The 19,876-nt window shown below is 44.6% G+C and carries 18 protein-coding genes; 6 read left to right on the top strand and 12 right to left on the bottom strand.

What is annotated here, in order from left to right; genetic code table 11:
- The first annotated feature begins 67 nt into the window (after positions 1–67).
- The 6 genes from ACMXYN_RS03565 (at position 68) to ACMXYN_RS03540 (ending at position 6,256) form a co-directional block, all read left to right on the top strand.
- Positions 68–595, top strand: a complete 528-nt coding sequence (locus tag ACMXYN_RS03565; protein WP_415883583.1) for a TRAP transporter small permease subunit — start codon at positions 68–70, stop codon at positions 593–595.
- Complete coding sequence (locus ACMXYN_RS03560; protein WP_415883582.1) at positions 595–1,977, top strand: TRAP transporter large permease; 1,383 nt, start codon at positions 595–597, stop codon at positions 1,975–1,977. The genes ACMXYN_RS03565 and ACMXYN_RS03560 overlap by 1 nt, the downstream gene beginning before the upstream one ends.
- Positions 1,978–2,069: 92 nt before the next feature.
- Positions 2,070–3,773, top strand: a complete 1,704-nt coding sequence (dld, locus tag ACMXYN_RS03555) for a D-lactate dehydrogenase (protein WP_415893523.1) — start codon at positions 2,070–2,072, stop codon at positions 3,771–3,773.
- Between the two features lie 128 nt (positions 3,774–3,901).
- The gene (locus ACMXYN_RS03550) at positions 3,902–4,390 is read left to right on the top strand and encodes a universal stress protein (RefSeq protein ID WP_415893522.1); all 489 of its coding nucleotides are present in this window, start codon (positions 3,902–3,904) and stop codon (positions 4,388–4,390) included.
- 43 nt (positions 4,391–4,433) lie between these two features.
- Positions 4,434–5,324 carry an AEC family transporter gene (locus ACMXYN_RS03545; protein WP_415893521.1) on the top strand — a complete coding sequence of 297 codons (891 nt, stop codon included), beginning with the start codon at positions 4,434–4,436 and terminating at the stop codon, positions 5,322–5,324.
- A gap of 35 nt (positions 5,325–5,359) precedes the next feature.
- On the top strand, positions 5,360–6,256 hold the full coding sequence (locus ACMXYN_RS03540; RefSeq protein WP_415893520.1) for an ROK family protein: 897 nt from the start codon (positions 5,360–5,362) through the stop codon (positions 6,254–6,256).
- Positions 6,257–6,303: 47 nt separating this feature from the next.
- Here ACMXYN_RS03540 and ACMXYN_RS03535 read toward each other — a convergent pair whose 3' ends face one another.
- The 12 genes from ACMXYN_RS03535 to gyrA form a co-directional block, all read right to left on the bottom strand.
- Positions 6,304–6,612, bottom strand: coding sequence for a ComEA family DNA-binding protein (locus ACMXYN_RS03535; RefSeq protein ID WP_415893519.1), 309 nt, complete (start codon positions 6,610–6,612; stop codon positions 6,304–6,306).
- A 75-nt stretch (positions 6,613–6,687) separates the two neighbouring features.
- A complete protein-coding gene (pyrF, locus tag ACMXYN_RS03530; protein WP_415893518.1) occupies positions 6,688–7,401 on the bottom strand; it encodes an orotidine-5'-phosphate decarboxylase in 714 nt (237 codons plus the stop codon).
- 16 nt (positions 7,402–7,417) lie between these two features.
- Positions 7,418–8,608, bottom strand: a complete 1,191-nt coding sequence (lapB, locus tag ACMXYN_RS03525) for a lipopolysaccharide assembly protein LapB (protein WP_415893517.1) — start codon at positions 8,606–8,608, stop codon at positions 7,418–7,420.
- On the bottom strand, positions 8,598–8,903 hold the full coding sequence (locus ACMXYN_RS03520; protein ID WP_415893516.1) for a lipopolysaccharide assembly protein LapA domain-containing protein: 306 nt from the start codon (positions 8,901–8,903) through the stop codon (positions 8,598–8,600). The genes lapB and ACMXYN_RS03520 overlap by 11 nt, the downstream gene beginning before the upstream one ends.
- 19 nt (positions 8,904–8,922) lie before the next feature.
- Positions 8,923–9,213 carry an integration host factor subunit beta gene (gene ihfB / locus ACMXYN_RS03515; RefSeq protein WP_415883573.1) on the bottom strand — a complete coding sequence of 97 codons (291 nt, stop codon included), beginning with the start codon at positions 9,211–9,213 and terminating at the stop codon, positions 8,923–8,925.
- Between the two features lie 40 nt (positions 9,214–9,253).
- On the bottom strand, positions 9,254–10,942 hold the full coding sequence (gene rpsA / locus ACMXYN_RS03510) for a 30S ribosomal protein S1 (RefSeq protein ID WP_415893515.1): 1,689 nt from the start codon (positions 10,940–10,942) through the stop codon (positions 9,254–9,256).
- A 31-nt stretch (positions 10,943–10,973) separates the two neighbouring features.
- Positions 10,974–11,660 carry a (d)CMP kinase gene (gene cmk, locus ACMXYN_RS03505; protein WP_415894461.1) on the bottom strand — a complete coding sequence of 229 codons (687 nt, stop codon included), beginning with the start codon at positions 11,658–11,660 and terminating at the stop codon, positions 10,974–10,976.
- Positions 11,660–13,876, bottom strand: coding sequence for a bifunctional prephenate dehydrogenase/3-phosphoshikimate 1-carboxyvinyltransferase (locus tag ACMXYN_RS03500; protein ID WP_415893514.1), 2,217 nt, complete (start codon positions 13,874–13,876; stop codon positions 11,660–11,662). Before ACMXYN_RS03500 ends, cmk begins: the two co-directional genes overlap by 1 nt.
- Complete coding sequence (gene hisC / locus ACMXYN_RS03495; RefSeq protein WP_415893513.1) at positions 13,873–14,979, bottom strand: histidinol-phosphate transaminase; 1,107 nt, start codon at positions 14,977–14,979, stop codon at positions 13,873–13,875. The genes ACMXYN_RS03500 and hisC overlap by 4 nt, the downstream gene beginning before the upstream one ends.
- Positions 14,980–14,990: 11 nt before the next feature.
- Complete coding sequence (gene pheA / locus ACMXYN_RS03490) at positions 14,991–16,082, bottom strand: prephenate dehydratase (RefSeq protein ID WP_415893512.1); 1,092 nt, start codon at positions 16,080–16,082, stop codon at positions 14,991–14,993.
- A gap of 26 nt (positions 16,083–16,108) precedes the next feature.
- Entirely contained in the window at positions 16,109–17,191 is a 1,083-nt protein-coding gene (serC, locus tag ACMXYN_RS03485; protein WP_415893511.1) for a 3-phosphoserine/phosphohydroxythreonine transaminase, read from the bottom strand.
- Positions 17,192–17,263: 72 nt separating this feature from the next.
- The gene (gene gyrA, locus ACMXYN_RS03480) at positions 17,264–19,852 is read right to left on the bottom strand and encodes a DNA gyrase subunit A (RefSeq protein WP_415893510.1); all 2,589 of its coding nucleotides are present in this window, start codon (positions 19,850–19,852) and stop codon (positions 17,264–17,266) included.
- Between the last annotated feature and the right edge of the window lie 24 nt (positions 19,853–19,876).

Below are 19,876 nucleotides of genomic sequence, written 5' to 3'. Positions count from 1 at the left end.
TAATTAGATTTTTGAGTGAGCACTACTCGGCAAAGAATCTAATAAGAAGTAGCGAAGGTAAGTTTCAGTGACTGAAAATGAAAAGCTGACCCCCGTGCCCCTCGCAGATGCGATTGATAATTTTATTAAGCGCATCGGTCTCACTATCGCTTGGACCTATGTTGTTCTTGTATTAGTGATTATGCTGCAGGTCATTTTGCGCAAAGGATTTGCTAGCGGCTTAATTGCCCTAGAAGAGCTGCAATGGCACCTATATTCCATTGGCGTAATGTTTGGTCTTTCTTATGCCCAAACCACAAATTCACATATTCGCGTAGACCTGTTCTATTCCCGCCTAAGGGCGAACACTAAGCGCTGGATCGAAGTTATTAGTATCCCAACAATGGTTCTACCATTCGTTGCAATCATCTTTATGCAAAGTATCGATTTCGTTGCTGAATCCTATCGAGTAAACGAAGGCTCAGAAGCCGCTTCCGGCCTACCATATCGCTGGATCATAAAAGGTGTTATTCCGGTAAGTTTTGGCTTACTAGCATTAGCACTTATCTCTCGTTTTATTCGTGATTTGACTCTAATTATTAAAGGTGATGACTGATGGATGCGAATGAAGTTCTCGTAATCGCGATGTTCCTGTCGTTCATCGCGCTTCTATTTACAGGTATACCTGTCGCTTGGGTATTAGGCGGCATTGGTATCATTTTTGCCTTTTTAGGGCAATTTACAGACACATACATGGATACCATGACGGGTCTGGACTACACCACACTTGGGCTTGTAGTTAACCGTCTATGGACCATCATGGAAAACTGGATTCTGGTAGCCCTCCCCATGTTCATATTTATGGGGATCATGCTCGATAAATCTGGCGTTGCTGAACGCTTGATGAAATCAATGCAGGAGCTATTTGGTCGTGTTCACGGCGGTCTTGCTATTACAGTGACAGCGATTGGTATTATCCTAGCTGCATCAACAGGTATCATCGGTGCATCCGTTGTACTACTGGCAGTTATGTCACTACCAGCGATGACTAAGCAGGGCTATAACATGCCACTTGCTCTAGGTACTATCGCTTCTGCAGGCACGCTAGGCATTCTAATCCCACCAAGCATCATGCTGGTTATCATGGCTGACCAATTGGGTCTGTCAGTTGGTGACCTATTTATGGGCGCTGTATTCCCAGGCCTAATGCTTGGCGCGTTTTACATTATCTACATTCTTGCTCGTGGCTTTATCAATCCAAGCCACATGCCGATCCCGGATGATGCAAAACCTGTTGATCTAAAGATCTTCTTTAATGTCCTTAAAGATGTTCTTCCGACACTACTGCTTATCATTGTCGTACTTGGTTCTATCTTTGCGGGTATTGCAACGCCGACCGAAGCCGCTGGTGTAGGTGCATTTGGTGCAACGCTTCTAGCAATGTACAACAAGAAGTTTAGTTTCAAAGTGCTGCATGAAGTTGTTGGCGGCACAATGAACACAACTGCCTACATCTTCGCGATCTTCATTGGTGCAACATGTTTCGCCCTTGTTCTTCGTGAACTAGGTGGTGACGAGATGATCGAAGAATTTCTAACAGGCCTTCCGTTTGGTCCTTACGGAATTATCTTCTTCATCCTAGCGGTTATTTTCCTACTAGGTTTCTTCCTAGATTGGATTGAAATCACGCTAATCATCTTGCCACTACTGGCACCTGTAATTTCGGCCCTCGGCTTAGATATTACGGCTCCGGGTATCGATAACCCAGAGTTGGTTTGGTTCGTCATGCTCGTCGCCATGGCCTTGCAGACCTCGTTCTTAACGCCCCCCGTCGGGTTTGCCCTCTTCTATCTTAAAGGGGTATGCCCACCAAACGTTAAGATCACTGATATTTATAAAGGTGTAATTCCTTTCATTATTCTTCAGTTAGCAGCGCTACTGGTACTAGTATTCTGGCCTCAGATCGTTCTTTGGCTACCAACTATCGCCTACAGTTAAGATAACTGAATAGCACTGGGCATCTAAGATGCCCAGTGCACATATATAATAATTAGGCCTTAAGGCCATTTAGAGCTAGTAGAGTACTTCATATGTCCAGTCACGATCTTCTCGATCAGTTAAGGTCTATCCTTGGCGAGAACAATGTTCTCACAGGGGAAAACCAGACCGAACACTATCGCACAGGTTTCCGCTCCGGCGAGGGTTCAGCCCTTGCAGTTGTATTTCCAACCACACTTTTAGAACAGTGGAAGGTTCTAGATACCTGCATTAAAGCCGATACGATTGTGATTATGCAGGCCGCTAATACAGGCCTGACAGAAGGCTCCACTCCAAGTGGAGAAGACTATGATCGTGAGATTATTGTCATCAACACTACACGCATGAACAAAATCTACCTGCTTGATGACGGCAAGCAGATCATAAGCTTCCCTGGGGCAACACTATTTACCCTAGAGAAGATGCTAAAGCCTATTAATCGTGCGCCTCATTCTGTTATTGGTTCGTCCTGTATCGGCGCTTCAATTGTTGGCGGTATTGCGAACAACTCCGGTGGCGCCTTAGTTCAACGTGGACCTGCCTATACTGAGCTATCTCTGTTTGCTCAGCTTAACGATAATGGCGAGTTGGAATTGGTAAATCACCTTGGCATTGACCTAGGCGAGACTCCAGAAGAGATCCTTACAAATCTAGAACAGAAAAACTTTACCGATGCTGATGTTAAAGCTAGCACTCAAAAAGCATCGGCAAACGATTACCCTGAAATTGTTCGCGATGTAGATGCAGACACACCTGCGCGCTACAACGCTGATACTAGCCGCTTATATGAATCCAGCGGTTGCGCAGGCAAAGTGGGTGTATTCGCTGTTCGCTTAGATACCTTCCCTGTCGCACAAAAAGAACAGGTTTATTACATTGGCACCAATGATGCCAATGAACTGACTGAGATTCGCCGCCACATTCTGAAACACTTCGATAACCTACCTGAAGTGGCTGAATACATGCATAAAGATATCTACGACATTGCTGAAAAATACGGCAAAGATACCTTTATGATGATTAACTACTTTGGCACCGACCCGCTTCCAAAGCTGTTCGCTATGAAAGGTCGTATCTCTGCTGCACTGAATAAGATCAGCTTCTTGCCAAAAGATATTCCAGATCGCGTTATGCAGGTTATGAGCCGATGCTGGCCAAATATTCTGCCAAAACGTATGCGCGATTTCCGCGAGAAGTATGACCACTACCTCGTGCTAAAAATGAGCGACGGTGGTATCCCTGAAGCGAATAAGTTTCTGAAAGAGTTTTTCAGCAACAGTCAGTCTGGCGATTATTTCGAATGTGATGCAGATGAAGCTAAAAAAGCCTATCTACACCGCTTTGCCGCTGCAGGCGCCGCTATTCGTTATCAGATCATCCACCAGAATGAGGTCGAAGATATTCTGGCGCTGGATATAGCGCTGCGTCGAAATGATCCGGATTGGGTAGAAAAACTACCGGAAGAGATCAGCAAGCATATTGTTCACTCGCTCTACTACGGCCACTTTATGTGTCACGTTTTCCATCAGGACTACATTCTGAAAAAAGGTGCTGACGGTAAAGCGGTGAAGAAGATGATGTTGGACCTACTGGCACAGAAAGGTGCGAAATACCCTGCTGAGCATAATGTTGGTCATCTTTATGAAGCCGAAGAAGGTCTACAGAATTTCTACTTCTCATTAGACCCGACAAATACATTTAACCCTGGTATTGGTAAGACTCCAAAGTCTCGCTGCGGGTGTGGTTCGCCACATTAAATTGAGTTCTAAATTTAAATATTGAGCTAGGTCTATAGATTGTCGAGTAAATCTGAGCACCGACTTACGAAGTGCTAAACTGACCGAATTCAATACTTTAGTCTAAGACTGTTTTTGAGGAAATGATCATGGCACTTCCAGATATCAAAACTATTCTTTACGCAACATCTTTGGGTAAACACACTCGACCTGTATTCCGCCAAGCGGTTAACCAGGCAGTTCTAAATGATGCCAAGATCGTAATGCTACACGTAGTAGAACCGATGGGTGAGATGGGTCACGCACTGATCCAAAACTATGTTTCTGAAGACCTTATCAAGCAGATGCACGATGAAGGCATCAAAGAGATCCACAAAACAATGCAAGATCGTGTCGAGAAATTCTGCGAAGACGAACTGCAAAGTTTAGATAAGCCTGTAGTGCTTAACATTGAACACAAGGTTGCTGAAGGCAATCAAACCGATTCTATTCTTGGTGCTGCACAAGCTGAGAATGCTGATATGATCGTTATGGGCGCGGAAAACCGATTTGGTCACCATAGCCATACAAGCCAGCAAGTGATGCGTAATTCCAAGATTCCTGTACTGATTGTTCAGACAGGCAAAGAGTACGATTAAACGCTCCAAAGTAGGCCACAACTGACATATAAGGTAGTTATTGATGGAAGTACAAGGTCTACTGATTGAACGGATATTCCTTACCGTGTTCCCACTTGTGGCGATTGTCACAGTGGGATTTTTTTATGCCCGCCGCTATCAGCCGGACATGAATGCAGCCAATCAGATCAATATTGATGTTTTTGTTCCTGCGCTGATCTTTGCTGTTTTATCTGCTGAATCATTTGATCTAATTAAATACCAATCTCTCGCCATTGGCGCCGCTATTATCGTGATTGGCTCAGGTATTCTGCTCTACCCTGCCTGTAAACTGTTAAAGGTACATCCTAAAACGTTCCTACCTCCAATGATGTTCAGCAACAGTGGTAATTTGGGTATACCGCTAATTGTCTTAGCCTTTGGTGAAAACGCGCTGCAGGCCGCTGTAGTCTTATTTCTAGTGGAAAATTTGCTCCACTTTACCGTCGGTATCTACATACTGGACCATAAGACTCGTTTACTTAATCTGCTTCGCATGCCGATGATTCTAGCAACCATTTTAGGCCTTATCTGGAGCGGCTTTGATCTACCTATTCCTAAAGCAGTCCATACATTTATAGATATGCTGGGTCAGATAGCCATTCCATTAATGCTCTTTGCGCTGGGCGTCAGAATGACTAGCGTAGACTTCTCTAATTGGAAAATAGGTAGCCTCAGCGCAGTCCTCTGCCCTGCCAGCGGTATTATCATTGCTTTAATCTGCCAGCAGTTCCTACAACTGGATGCGACACAGTTTGCCTATTTAGTTGTCTTTGGTGCGCTACCACCAGCCGTTTTAAATTACATGATTGCTGAACGTTACAATCAAGAGCCCCATCAAGTCGCTTCAATTGTTTTGCTAGGCAATATGGGCAGTCTCATTTTTATTCCAATCACTCTCGCTTTTGTTATATAAAATTACTTAAATTTCTCAAATAGCATGAGAGAAAAATGGACTACTGTATCGGTATAGATCTTGGCGGCACCAAGATCGAAATTATTGCGTTGACTCCATCTTCAGATGTTCTATTTAGATATCGTGTTCCTACGCCGCAAGGGAATTACCAAGCTACGCTAGATGCAATTTGCTCGCTTATAGAAAGAGCTGAAAGCAACATAAAGCACTCAGCCCGCTCCATTGGTATTGGAATTCCTGGAGCCATTTCACAAGAAACAGGTTTAATTAAAAACGCTAACTCTACCTGCTTAATCGGCCATCCGTTAGATAAAGACTTGAGCGAGAGACTACAAAAGCCTATTCAAATCGCCAACGATGCTGATTGTTTTACACTGTCTGAAGCTATCGATGGTAGCGGCAAAGACTACAAATCTGTCTTTGGAGTAATCTTAGGTACCGGCGTTGGCGGAGGCATTGCAATAAATAAGCAACTGCTTAGCGGTCCAAATTCTATTTGCGGCGAATGGGGACATAACCCCCTACCTAGACTGGATGCGTCCGATGGAAATGGGCGAGATTGTTATTGCGGCAAACAAGACTGTATAGAGACGTTCTTATCTGGCCCAGGGTTCACAAATCACTATAACGATTCGACTTTTTCACATTTAGATACCGAATCAATCTGGGAACTCGCCATAACTGGAGACATGTCGGCAATAAAGTATTGTGACTTATATATCGAACAGCTAGCCAAAGCGCTATCATCGGTTATCAATATACTAGACCCCGAGGTTATTGTGCTTGGCGGTGGGCTTTCTAACCAGAGTGATATCTATCAGAAACTTCCAGAGAGGTTAGCACAATACGTGTTCTCTGATTCAATAAACACGCCTATTTTGAAAGCACAATTTGGCGACTCCAGCGGAGTCCGTGGAGCCGCCTGGTTATAACACCCAAATCGTTCTGAGTCGTTACAACCTACTGCTAGTGTTTAACGCTACTTCTTATTACTCGCCACTTCTTTCTTTTTATCCACAGCCTCTTGAATAGAGATGTTTGAGCGATTCTTCTCAACCGTTGCAGCACCAATACCTTTCACTTCAGTTAACTGATCTACCGATGTGAAAGGGCCATTATTAGTACGATACTCAACAATAGCTTCGGCCTTAGCTACCCCAATACCATTAAGATTTTGCGCTAACTGCTCAGCGGTAGCGGTATTAAGGTCGATAGGAGATGCAAACGCAGATAAAGAAAACATACAAGCGAACGCCATCATCAGCGCTCTTAAAGAAGAGAGTTTCATAGTAAATTCCTTTTTACTTTATTTTAGGTCTGACCTCATCCATTAAGGCCAGACCTTCTTTATAACGCGCTAAGACTACGAAAGCAACGGCGCTAAATCAGCATCTATTTTAGCCAAAGCATCTACCGGTGATTCAGCTTTTGTAATCGGGCGACCAATCACTAAGTAATCACTGCCTGCTTTTAATGCATCAACCGGTGTCATAATTCGCTTCTGATCGCCAACATCAGCATCTGCCGGGCGGATACCCGGTGTTACTAGCTTGAATTCTTCGCCGATCACTTGGCGTAATGGCGTTACTTCCTGTGCAGAACAAACCACACCATGCAGACCACTGTCTTCGGTTAACTTTGCCAAACGCTTCACATGCTCTAACGGCTCTATATCTAAACCTAAATCACGAAGATCACTGCGTTCCATACTGGTTAGAACTGTCACACCGATCAGAAGTGTTTCAGAGCCATTAACTTGCTCAAGCTCGTTTCGAGCAGCTTCCATCATACGGCGGCCACCCGATGCATGAACATTTACCATCCACACGCCTAGCTCTGCAGCTGCGCGAACTGCTTTAGCCGTAGTATTCGGGATATCATGAAATTTCAGATCTAGAAAAACATCAAAACCTAAGCTTTGAAGCGTTTCTACAATAGCCGGACCACTACGAGTGAATAACTCTTTACCAACTTTTACACGGCATCGAGTTGGATCCAACTGCTTAGCCATTGCCAAAGCCTGATTTTGATCAGGGTAATCTAGTGCAACAATGACTCTTTTTTTATCCAATAACATATAAGTTCTCTAAAATTTATTCGCCTTCCAAGCCTTGAATAGGCTTAGTCGTGCCCCAGCTTTTACATGAAGGGCACTGCCAGGAGAGCGTTCTGCCTGAAAATCCACAACTATTACATCGGTATACGGGCTTTGAGAGCTCTAACTGTCCTGTCAGACCACGTAATACCTTTAAGCTATCCTTCGCACTATCTGAGCCATATTCTATATGAAGATCGATCAGACTATTAAATCCTTTTACTGAAGGGCGACGCTTTAATTCTTCAGTGATAAAACTTCCAGCTGCATAAACACCTCGCTCCTGCTTCACATGCTCAGCAAGAGCAATCAGCACTGTAGTTGAGGGAGAATGCGCCAAACAACTACGTAAGTATTCTAGTTGATCTTTATGATCTCCTGTTCTCTCATAACAATCTCTCAACAGAGGAATCGTTTCGGAAACAAATAGACGGTCTTGCTTTGATACTTTTTTAAGATGCTTTATCGCCTGCTTCCACTGTTCAGACTTCATTGCGATTTGAGCTTTTAACAAGCTTACCCGAACATTATTCGAATCGAATTGCTCTGCATCTTTGAGATATTCTGCCGCCGCTTTGATAAGTTTCTGCTGTAACGCCATATCAGCTAATTCACAGCAGTAATGCGCTAACTCGTTATTTAAATCGCGCCTTTCCTCACTTGGAAGCTTATTAGCTGTCACTAAAGCTTCTTCCCACTCACCTTCTTTCTCATAGAGTTTAATTAACAGATTGAGAGCTTTGCTATGGATGCGTTTAGGGGAAGGAGATTTAATAATTTCCTGTAAAAGATTTTCAGCCCGGTCCAACAAGCCAACAGAGTAATAGTCATTCGCTAGCGCCATCTGAATCCGCATAAAGTCATCGCGATCCAAATTGGGACGCGCTAGAAGGTTTTGATGGATCTGTATCGCTCGATCCACATCACCTTTACGTCGAAAGAGCTTGGCTAGAGAAAGGTGGGCTGGAATGGTATCTGAATTGATTTCTAAGGCTCGAATAAAGCTTTCGATAGCCTCATCCATTTTCTCGTTCAAAAGATAATCTAAACCGGTAAAGTATTCGTGGCTTAGATTCGTTTGAGGAGGGGCAGGTTTTGACTGCTTATCACGCCTGCCTAGCAACCAGCCAATGCCGATCGCCAGAACAAACGGGATTAAAAGAAAAGCGTTGTCGAGATTAAACGGCATCTTTCAGGCTGGATACTCGCAACTGATCTAGCTCTTTTTGAGTACTAGCAATTTTACGACGCGCAGAGCCCAAACGGGTTTTTAACATAAGGACAAACATTGTACTCAAAGCAAAGCCAATCAGAGCCCCCAGTACAAATATTGATACCATCCATACACCAAGGCTAAATTCTGGCAGTTGGAAAAACACAAGATTAATCGAAACTTGCTCCGGATTGTTAATTACGAACATTAAGCCTGTAAGAATTGCTAAAATCGCTAGAACAGCAAAGATCAACTTTTTAATTAAACGCACCGGATTAAACCTCAATTACCTAGTTTTGAATTGAATCATTTACCTGTTCACGCAACTCTTTACCTGGTTTGAAGTGCGGAACATATTTAGCATCAAGCGCTACAGACTCACCCGTTTTAGGGTTACGACCTGTTCTAGGCGCTCGATAATGTAGCGAAAAACTACCAAATCCTCTGATTTCTATACGATCACCTTGAGACAAAGATTCTGTCATGTGATCTAGCATCGTCTTCACGGACAGCTCGATATCCTTTACCGACAATTGCTCATGTCGATCTACTAGTACTTCAATCAGTTCAGATTTCGTCATACCTCTACTCCTTTGCTCGTGGACCGTACATTCTGCCTAGCTACTCAGAATCGCCTTTATTCATCTGAGCCTTAATTAAATCACCGATAGTCGTTGGGCCTGATAGAGTCGTTTCAGACTGCTGACTGATTTTATCCAGAGCTTGTTTCTCTTGCTCTGCTTCCATCTGCTTGATGGAAAGCAATATCACTCTGTTTTTACGATCAATTTGGCTGATCATCGCCTCAACTTCATCTCCAACGCTAAAATGATCTGCTAGATTATCTATGCGCTCTCGAGACACATCGGAGATTCTTAGTACCGCTTCAACACCTTCTGCCAAGGTTACACTTACCGCCTTGTCAGCGATGTCAGAAACTGTACCTTTTATAACTTTTCCTTTGCCATGACTCGCAGTAAAGCTACTAAATGGATCTTCATCTAATTGCTTAACACCCAAAGCGATTCTCTCTCGCTCTGAATCAACCGAAAGTACCACCGCTTCTAAGTCATCGCCTTTTTTCAGTGTTTTAACAACATCCTCTCCGCTGTCATCCCATGACAAATCGGATAGATGTACAAGACCATCGATACCACCTTCTAGGCCAATGAAAACACCAAAATCAGTTATTGAACGGATTTTACCACTTAAGCGATCACCTTTTTGGAATTTAGTCGCAAATTCTTGCCAAGGATTCGCTTTGCATTGCTTCATACCTAAAGAGATACGACGACGCTCTTTATCGATGTCTAATAACATCACATCGACTTCGTCTCCCACCTGAACAACTTTAGATGGGTGCACATTTTTATTGGTCCAATCCATTTCAGAAACATGAATCAAACCTTCAATACCTTTTTCGATCTCAGCGAAACAACCGTAATCAGTGAGGTTAGTCACTTTTGCTTTCGCTTTGGTGCCAATTTCATAATTAGCAATCAGTTGTGTCCACGGATCTTCGGTTAACTGTTTAACCCCTAGCGAAACACGGTTACGTTCTTTATCGAAACGCAGTACCTGAACATCAATACTTTCGCCAACCGTTAAAACCTCACTTGGATGCTTAACACGTTTCCAAGCTATATCAGTGATGTGTAGCAGGCCATCAACACCACCAAGATCAATAAATGCGCCGTAGTCGGTGATGTTTTTAACAACGCCTTTAACAACAAGACCTTCTTTCAATTCTGAAAGCAGTTTTTCACGCTCAACACTGTAAGCCGCCTCAAGGACAGCACGACGTGAAACAACGATGTTATTACGCTTGGCATCGAGCTTAACCAATTTAAACTCGAGTTCTTGGTTTTCTAAGTGACTGGTATCTCGAAGAGGGCGGACATCGACTAAAGAGCCCGGAAGGAATGCCTGGATACTTCCAAGCATAATCGTTAGACCACCTCGGACTTTACCCGAGATGTGCCCTGTTACAATTTCATCAGATTCGTAAGCTTTCTCTAGCTCAGCCCAAGCTTCTGCGCGTTTTGCTTTATCACGAGAAAGTTGAGTAGAACCGAAGCCATCTTCAACAGCTTCTAATGCAACCCTGACCTCAGAACCAACATCGATTGTCAGCTCACCAGAGTCATCAATAAACTGCGACCGCGGGATAACACCTTCTGATTTGAGACCTGCATTGACGATAACAAAGTCATCCTCAATCGCAATTACTGTACCCGTTACGATAGCGCCCGGCGCCATCTCCAACTCTTGAAGGCTCTCTTCAAATAGTTCAGCAAAGCTCTCGCTCATATCTGTATCCCGCTTTGTCGTTATGACACTATCAACGAAGCCCCTTGTGCCTCGCTGCATCCATTACAGCGGCTAGGACCTCTTCGATTGACATCTTAGTCGTATCAAGAATTACTGCATCCGCCGCGGGCTTAAGAGGAGCAACAGGACGATTCATATCACGGTCGTCTCGCGCCTGAATATCCTCCAATATAGCTTGAAGACTAGCACCCAGTCCCTTGTTTATCAACTGGTTATAACGTCGTACAGCGCGCTCTTCTGCACTGGCATCGAGATAGATTTTGAGTGACGCCTCAGGAAAAACAACGGTTCCCATATCACGACCATCTGCAATCAGCCCAGGCATTTCAGCAAATGCACGCTGACGCTCTAATAGAGCATCACGGACCGCTGGAATAGCTGCAACGATCGAAGCATCCTTACCAACGGCTTCAGTACGAATAGCATCAGTAACCTCTTCACCTTCCAGAACGATCTGAACGGTATCGTCATCACGAGGAATAAACTGCACATTTAAGTGTGCAGCTAAAACTACCAGCGCTTCTTCATCATCAAGGTTTACACCATGATGATTGGCTGCAAGACCTAGTAGGCGATATAACGCTCCACTATCTAGCAGCTCCCAACCTAATTCTTTCGCCAATAGCTGGCATATAGTTCCTTTACCCGATCCACTGGGACCATCAACGGTGATTACGGGGACTTGTCCGTTAGACATCATCCCTCCTCCTTCTCTACCTTTATTCCTGCAGTCTGTGCTAGTTCAACAAAGCCAGGGAAAGATGTAGCTACATTGGCACAGTCATTAATTGTGATTTCACCAGTAGCACGCAACGCAGCCACACAGAAAGACATCGCAATACGGTGATCATCATGGCTTTCTACAACACCACCACCAATCTCACCACCTTGGATGATCGCACCATCTGGCGTACCTTCGATATCTACACCAAGCGCTTTGAGGCCATCAACCATAGATTGAATTCGATCACTCTCTTTTACGCGAAGCTCTTCAGCGCCCGATACAATCGTTGTACCTTCAGCGCAAGCGGCTGCAATAAATAGCGCCGGGAACTCATCAATTGCCAGAGGAACTTGGTCTTCAGGAATATGAATACCTTTGAGAGGAGCATAACGAATACGGATATCAGCAACAGGCTCGCCACCGACTTCACGCTCATTAAGTAATTCAAGGTTCGCACCCATTAGGCGTAGGATGTTGATAATGCCTACGCGTGTTGGGTTTATACCAACGTGCTCTAGGGTCAAATCAGAACCTGGAGCTATAGCCGCGGCTACCAAGAAGAATGTAGCGGAAGAGATATCAGCAGGCACATCGATGCGAGTGGCATGCAACTGACCACCCGATTTAACTGCTGCTTTAGAGCCATTTTGCTCTACAGGATAACCAAACCCCGTAAGCATACGCTCGGTATGATCACGTGTCGGTGCTGGCTCTGTAACAGAGGTTTCACCATCTGCGTAAAGACCAGCTAATAGCAAACAAGACTTAACCTGAGCACTCGCCATAGGCATATCATAATGGATACCTTTCAGTGCCTGACCACCCTTGATCTTCATCGGTGGTCGACCGTTTTCAGCGGTTTCGATCTCTGCTCCCATCAAGCGAAGCGGATCAGCAACACGACCCATTGGGCGCTTAGTAAGAGAAGCATCACCAGTAAGTTCAGAATCAAATTGCTGTGCTGCCAATAAACCAGACAGCAAACGCATTGATGTACCGGAGTTACCTACATATAAAGGCCCAGGAGGTGCACTCAAGCCATTAACACCTACACCATAGATAGTTACATTGCCATCATCAGGACCTTCGATAACCACACCCATATCACGGAATGCCTGTAAGGTCGCTAAGCTATCTTCACCTTCAAGGAAGCCTGTAACTTCCGTGACACCATCAGCTAGGGAACCCAGCATAATGGAGCGATGTGAAATAGATTTATCACCTGGAACTCGAATTTTACCACTTACGCTGCCGCCAGGCTGGGCACGAAAGGTTACTAATTGATTACTCATATCTTGTGAATATGCCGTACCAGAAAGGATTCTTGAAAAATGTTCTCGCGCAGCTCGCGCACGCGTGAAAGTGCCTAACATAGTCTCACTATCACCGCACTCAATCGCTGCTCTTAGCTTTGCTAATCCCGATGTATATCGATCTAACTGCGCTAGCAAAGCGTCTCTATTTGCTAAACAGATGTCGTGCCACATTGTCGGGTCACTACCGGCTATCCGAGTAAAATCACGGAAACCTCCAGCTGCATAGCGGAAAATATCAGTATTATTACCTTGTTCCTGAGCCAGAGTATCCACTAAGGAAAACGCCAGCATGTGTGGGAGATGACTGGTTGCTGCCAACACTTCATCATGCTTTTCTACGTCCATAATCAGCACTTCTGCACCAGTGGACGCCCACATTTCAGTAAACACCTTAACAGCGTAAGATGAAGATTCTGCTAAAGGCGTTAGAATAATTTTGTGCTGTTCAAATAGATGTTCATCCGCTGCTGCTACACCGCTTTTCTCAGAACCAGCAATTGGGTGACCCGGTACAAAACCAGAAGGCACTTGATCAAAGACTCGCTTAGCCGCCTCGACCACATTAGCCTTGGTACTACCTACATCTGTAATCAATGTTTCTTCAGCGATAAATGGCGCAATATCCACCAGCACCTTTTCCATCGCTTTTACAGGCACTGCTAAAACAATAATATCCGCCTGACTTACAGCATCCGCTAGGCTATCGGCAGCTACATCGATCACTCCGCTACTTAAACCTAACGCTGTCTCTTCTGGGTCACGATCAAAACCAATAATCTGTCCGCAGCAACGGTTTTGACGAAGCACTTTTGCTAAAGAACCGCCGATTAAACCTAACCCAATAATGAGTGTATTTTTGATACCTTGACTCAACGTTTCTCTACCACTTGTTGTAATGCTTTTAGGCAACGTTCATTTTCATTTTGTAAACCAATGCTAATGCGCAAGTGATTTGGCATTCCATAATTCGCCACAGGCCTCACAATAACACCCTGCTCTAGCATTGATTGGTAGATAGGCGAGGCATCCTTAGCCAGATCTACTGTAATAAAATTTCCTACCGATGGGATAAATTCCAATCCCAACTTGACCAAACCTGACTGATAAAAAGCCATGCCTGCAGCATTAACTTCTATAGCTTTAGTTAGATGTTCTTGATCTGATATGGCTATTTCCGCAGCAGTAAGCGCCAGGTTATTCACATTAAATGGCTGCCTTACCCGGCTTAACAGATTGGCGATATCAATGTTCGAAACCGAGTATCCGACACGTAAACCAGCCAAACCATAAGCTTTAGAAAAGGTTCGCGTAACGATTAGATTCGAATACTGCTTTTGTAAACTCAAACTATCCGGAAAGTCTTCAGCATCCACATATTCTGTGTAAGCTTCATCCAAAACCACTAAGACGTTTTCTGGCACTTGAGCTAAAAACGTTTCTAACTGTCCTTGGGTTAAATATGTACCCGTCGGATTGTTAGGATTAGCGATAAAGATCATACGAGTACTTGGAGTTAATCGCTCCAACATCGCATCAAGATCGTGCCCCCAATCTTTGGCTGGAGATACCACAGCTTTAGCACCAATTGCTTGAGTCACCAGCGAATAAACGACAAACGCATATTCCGAATAGATAACCTCATCGTCTGAGGTGAGAAAAGCACGAGCAATAAGCTCCAACACATCATTGGAGCCATTACCTAATGTAATCTGTTCCGGCTGGCAGTTTAAATAGTCAGCCAGAGCCAACTTCAATCGGTAACCACCACTATCAGGATAAAGATTGATACCTGACAGTTCATCTTGGAGAGCTGTGACGACTTTTGGTGAGGCCCCTATTGGGCTCTCATTACTTGCCAGCTTCACCACATCAGTTAAGCCAAGCTCTCGCTCTAACTCTTCTGGTGGTTTGCCTGGCAAATAGGGGTGCAGATTTTGCACCCCTGGTGAAGCCAATGAAAAGAAATCACAACTCATCGATATGCCTCTTAAAGCACCGCGCGTGGGTATGAGCCTAAGATTTTCAGCTCAACACTTTCTTTGGCTAACTCAGCCAGCGCCTTAGCAACGAGCTGATCTTCGCTATGCCCTTCGAAATCAATATAGAACATAGACTGTTTTGCAGAAGATCTGGTTTCTACTCGTGTCAGACTAATTTGTGAACGATGGAAAGGTTCTAACAACTGATACAAGGCACCTGGTGCATTTGGTACAGAGACCAAAATAGATGTTTTATCATCGCCGCTAGGACCAACATCCTGATCACCGATGATCAAGAAACGCGTTGAGTTATCCGCCTGATCTTCGATATTGCTAACAGCAGCTTCAAGCTCATAAAGTTCTGCAGCCATGTCACCTGCAATAGCGGCATAACCTTGACCTTCTTGCTTAGCTAAACGAGCAGCTTCTGCGTTAGAACTGACTGCAACCTTCTCAATATGTGGATAACGCGCATCTAACCAACTACGGCTTTGCGCTAGGGACTGCTCATGGGAATAGATCTTGAAGATCTCATCCAAGCTATCACCTTTGTTGACCAATAAATGAAGGTGAACTGGAACTTCCACTTCTCCACAAATTTTAAGATCAAACTGTTTAAATAGATCAAGCGTGCTACTAACAACACCTTCCGAAGAGTTCTCGATTGGGACAACACCGTAATGAGCACCACCAGACTGCACTTCGCGGAAGACATCTTTCGACGATTGCATCGGAAGATTGTGGGCAGAGTGACCAAAATGCTTCATTGAAGCCTGTTGGGTAAATGTACCTTCTGGGCCTAGGAAAGCCACTCGCATTGGCTCTTCTAACGCCAAGCAAACAGACATTACTTCACGGAAAAGACGTGCAACTTCTTTATCAGGCAATGGACCTTCGTTACGCTCCATCACAGCGCGCAATACCTGAGCTTCACGCTCAGGGCGATAAAATACAGCCGCCGCTTCACCTTGATATTTCTGCTTAACTTCAGCTACACGTTGAGCACATTTAGCACGCTGATTCAGAAGCTCATGAAGCTGACCATCTATAGAATCGATCTGGTCACGTAAAACACGTAACTCTTTTTCTTGTTCACTCATACTCTTCTCATTTTCCGCAAATGATTTTAAGCGTGTTGCTTTTCAAACTGCTGCATAAACGCGATCAACGCATCCACTGCTTCCTCTGGGACAGCATTGTAGATACTCGCTCGCATACCACCTACAGAGCGATGACCTTTAAGGTTCAATAAACCTGCTTCTTCTGCTTGTTCTAAGAACAGTTTATCCAAAGCATCATCAGCCAAAGTAAATGGCACGTTCATCCAAGAACGGTTAGCTGACGCCATTGGGTTTGCATAGAAGTCACTGGTATCAATCGCTGCATACAGTTTTTCTTGTTTACGCTGGTTAGCCGCTTGTATCGCAGCCACACCACCTTGGGCTTTTAGCCATTTAAAGACCAAACCAGCCAGATACCAACCATAGGTTGGTGGTGTGTTACACATAGATTCAGCATCAGCATGTACTTTGTAATCAAACATTGTTGGTGTGCCGGCAACAACATCACCTAACAAGTCTTCTCTTACAATTACAACCGTCAAACCTGCTGGACCAATATTCTTTTGTGCACCCGCATAGATCAAACCAAACTGGTTTACATCAACCTCGCGAGATAGGATTGTAGAGGATAGATCAGCAACTAGAGGAACATCTCCAGACTGAGGCACATAATCAAATTCCAAGCCACCAATCGTTTCATTTGGCGTGTAATGCAGATAAGCAGCTTCTGCATTTAGCTCCAACTCGCTTTGGCTTGGAACAGCAGTAAAACCGTTACCTTCGCTAGATGCAGCAATACGTACATCACAATAACGAGAAGCTTCTTGGATCGCTTTTTTCGACCAGATACCGGTATTAATATAGTCAGCCGTAGTTTTACCGCGCAGCAAGTTCATTGGAATCATAGAGAACTGCGAGGTAGCCCCACCTTGAAGGAATAGAACCTTGTAGTCACTACCAATTCCCATCAGGTCACGTAAATCCTGCTCTGCTGCTTCAGCAACCGAGACAAACTCTTTACTGCGGTGACTCATTTCCATGATGGAAAGGCCTTTACCGTGCCAGTCTAGAAGTTCCTCTTGAGCCTGCAGCAATACTTCACTTGGTAAACCAGCAGGACCTGCACTGAAATTGTACTTACGTGTCATAGACTTATCTTCACTCTACTTAAAGTCATATATAAAAAATGCGGCACATTCGCGCCGCACTTGAGGTAGAAATTATTCCTCTACAGTGGTCGGGGTTTCCGCCTCTGCATCAGTCTCCACCTGCTCTTCTTCGTCTGGTTCTTCGATACGAGCAACGCTGACTAAGCGCTCTTCATCGCTAACGCGAATCAGAGTTACACCTTGAGTATTTCGTCCAAGTTCTGAGATCTCATCCCCGCGCGTACGCACTAAGGTACCCTGATCACTGATCAGCATGACATCATCACCATCGAAGACTTGAACAGCACCCGCTAGAGCACCATTTCGATCAGAGCACTGCTGTGCAATAACACCCTGACCACCACGTCCTTTCACTGGGAAATCATCAACAGCGGTTTTCTTACCGTAACCATTTTCAGAAGCGGTCAAAATTTTACCGCCCTCTTGAGGAATGATTAGGGAGATAACCTTAACGCCGTCATCCATCTTAACGCCACGTACACCACGTGCTGTACGACCCATTGGGCGTACATCTTCCTCACGAAAACGCATAGATTTACCAGCACTTGTCATCAACATGACATCGTCTTCACCATTGGTGATTGCAGCACCAATTAGATGGTCATCATCTAACAGATCAAGAGCAATTAGACCGCTAGTACGTGGACGGGAGAAATTAGTCAGTGCAGTTTTCTTAACCGTACCGGAAGCTGTCGCCATGAAGATAAACTTATCTTCTTCGTAGCTACCTACAGGCAAGATCGTACTAATGCGCTCGCCTTCATCCAAAGGCAATATATTCACAATTGGACGACCACGTGCTGTGCGACTCGCCACTGGAATTTCAAATACGCGTAACCAGTAAACTTTACCGCGGTCCGTGAAGCACAGAATCGTATCGTGGGTATTCGCAATCAGTAGATGTTCAATGAAATCTTCATCTTTTATCGCTGCTGCTGACTTACCTTTGCCACCACGACGTTGTGATTGGTAATCGGTCAACGGCTGAGTTTTCGCGTAGCCACCGTGAGATATAGTTACCACCATATCTTCTTCAGTGATCAGATCTGCAACTGTCAGATCTTTACGAGAAGCAGTAATTTCTGTACGACGCTCATCACCATATTCTTCCAAAATTGCTTCAAGCTCTTCACGAATCACTTCCATTAAGCGCTCGTGAGAACCAAGAATTTTTAGAAGTTCAGCAATACGCTCTAACAGCTCTTTATATTCAGCAATCAGTTTTTCATGCTCAAGACCTGTTAAACGGTGCAAACGCAACTCTAGAATTGCTTGAGCCTGAACTGGAGAAAGATTGTACTTACCATCGCGTAAGCCATACTGCTCTTCCAGATCTTCAGGGCGACATGCATCTTCACCTGCACGCTCCAACATCTGAATTACATCACCCGGAGCCCACGCCTCTGCGATCAAACGTTCTTTCGCTTCAGCTGGGGTCGGCGAAGTTTTGATCATTTCAATAACAGGGTCTATGTTTGCAAGAGCAATCGCTAGACCTTCAAGAATATGACCACGTTCACGCGCCTTACGAAGCAAATAAACAGTACGACGAGTAACAACTTCACGACGATGACGTATAAAGCATTCAAGCGCTGTTTTCAGATCAAGGATCTTTGGCTGACCATCAACCAAAGCGACCATATTGATACCAAAAACTGACTCCATCTGCGTCTGAGCAAACAAGTTGTTGATAACCACATCTGGCATTTCACCACGACGTAGCTCAATAACAATACGCATGCCGTCTTTGTCAGACTCATCGCGTAGTTCAGTAATGCCTTCAATCTTCTTATCTTTAACCAGCTCAGCAATCTTTTCGATTAAGCGCGCTTTGTTAAGCTGATAAGGGATTTCAGTAATGATAAGAGAAGGCTTGCCGCTCTTTTCATCTTCCTCTACATGGTGCTTAGCACGCACATAGATGCGGCCACGACCAGTACGGTACGCCTGTAGAATACCGGCACGACCGTTAATAATACCGCCTGTTGGGAAATCAGGACCTGGAATAAATTCCATAAGATCATCAACAGAAAGGTCTGAATTTTCGATCAGCGCGATACAACCACGAACAACCTCAGACAAGTTATGCGGTGGAATATTGGTCGCCATACCAACCGCAATACCAGAAGAGCCATTTACCAAAAGGTTTGGCACACGGTTAGGTAAAACCGCTGGAATTTTTTCTGTACCGTCATAGTTATCAACAAAATCGACGGTCTCTTTCTCTAAATCTGCCAACAGCTCATGGGAGATCTTATCCATGCGGATTTCGGTATAACGCATTGCAGCGGCGGAGTCGCCGTCGATCGAACCAAAGTTACCCTGGCCATCTACCAGCGTATAACGCATGGAGAAATCCTGAGCCATTCGAACAATAGTGTCGTATACCGCACTATCACCATGCGGGTGGTATTTACCGATTACGTCACCTACCACACGGGCAGATTTTTTATATGCTTTGTTCCAGTCATTGCCCAATTCATTCATCGCAAACAACACGCGACGGTGAACTGGTTTAAGGCCATCGCGCGCATCTGGCAACGCACGGCCGACGATTACGCTCATTGCGTAATCAAGGTAAGACTGCTTCAGTTCATCTTCGATGTTAACTGGCAGGATTTCTCTGGCTAAATCACCCATTCCCTATCCTTGAATCACTCTCAC

This window comes from Neptuniibacter sp. PT8_73, assembly GCF_047778045.1.
Lineage (GTDB): Bacteria > Pseudomonadota > Gammaproteobacteria > Pseudomonadales > Balneatricaceae > Neptuniibacter.
Note: the sequence above shows the minus strand (reverse complement) of the source record. Positions and strands in the feature narration are given on the sequence as shown.